General features: G+C 77.0%; 1 protein-coding gene. It reads right to left on the reverse strand.

The genetic code is table 11. From position 1 onward, the window contains the following. Positions 1–57: 57 nt before the first annotated feature. Complete coding sequence (locus ACFXDJ_RS17455) at positions 58–951, reverse strand: chaplin family protein (protein ID WP_384849453.1); 894 nt, start codon at positions 949–951, stop codon at positions 58–60. Positions 952–1,176: the final 225 nt, after the last annotated feature.

Raw genomic sequence — 1,176 nt, forward strand, 5'->3', positions numbered from 1 at the left:
GGGGGCGCGCGGGCGGCCCCCCCCCCCCCCCCCGGGGGGCTTCCGGGTGAGCAGCCGTCAGGCGGCGTCGCGCGCCCGGCGGTAGAGCACGGCGCCCGCCAGCAGCATGCCTGCGGCCAGGGGCACTCCGGCGGTGAGGACGTCACCGGCGCCGGTCGCGGCCAGTCCCCCGGCCGGGGTTGAACCCGTACCGGTGGCGGTCCCCTGGGCGGGGTGCGTGACCGGGGTCACCGAGCCCGTACCGGGGCCTGAGCCCGTGCCGGTGCCCGTGCCGGGGCCGGTGGGTGTTCCGGGCTGCCCGGTGCCGGGGGTACCGGGGTTCCCCGGATTCCCGCCCGGGTTGCCCGGCGCACCGGGGCCGCCGGGGTTCCCGTGGTCGCCCGGAGTCCCGTGGTCACCCGGGGTTCCGTGGTCACCCGGGGTTCCGTGGTCACCCGGGGTTCCGTGGTCACCTGGAGTTCCAGGGTTCCCCTGGTCCCCCGGACCGCCGGGGTTCCCGTGGTCGCCCGGCCCTCCAGGGTTCCCGTGGTCACCCGGAGTCCCGTGATCGCCCGGACCCCCCGGGTTCCCGTGGTCCCCGGGTCCGCCGTGGTCCCCCGGTCCGCCGGGGTGCTCCGGGTGGCCGGGGTGGTCCGGGTGGTCGTCGTCGCACGGCTCGTCCGGGTTGTCCGGGTGCTCCGGGTGGCCCGGTCGGCCCGAGACGTTCGCGCAGCGGTTGCCGAAGGCCGGGTTGAGGGCCCCCACCACCGTCACCGTGTTCCCGCAGGCGTTCACCGGCGCTTCCACGGGTGCCTGAACGGTGTTCCCGGACAGCAGGCCCGGTGAGTGCGCGGTGTGGCCGGAGGCCGCGGAGTCCGCGTGTGCGTAGCCCCCGCCGATCGCGAGCAGACCCCCCGCGGCCGCCATGGTGATCAAGGTCTTCCTGCTGGTGACCTGTACCTGTCGTCGCATCTGTACTTCGTCCCCTGGTGTGCGTGGTGCACGCGCACGCGCGCGCACGCTCGGCCGGCGCACAGGCCGCACAGGCTCCCCCGCCTGGTGCGCCGGAAGATCGGTGCCGGGCCGTAAAGCCCGGCGGGGGGCGGGGGGGGGGGGGGGGGGCGGGGGGCCGCGGCGGACCATAGAAAAAAAGATGAGACCGAGCGGGGGCGAGGACCACGCGACGGCCGCGCGGGA

Origin of the sequence: Streptomyces sp. NPDC059443 (genome assembly GCF_042750105.1) — a bacterium.
In the GTDB taxonomy this organism is placed as follows: Bacteria; Actinomycetota; Actinomycetes; order Streptomycetales; family Streptomycetaceae; genus Streptomyces.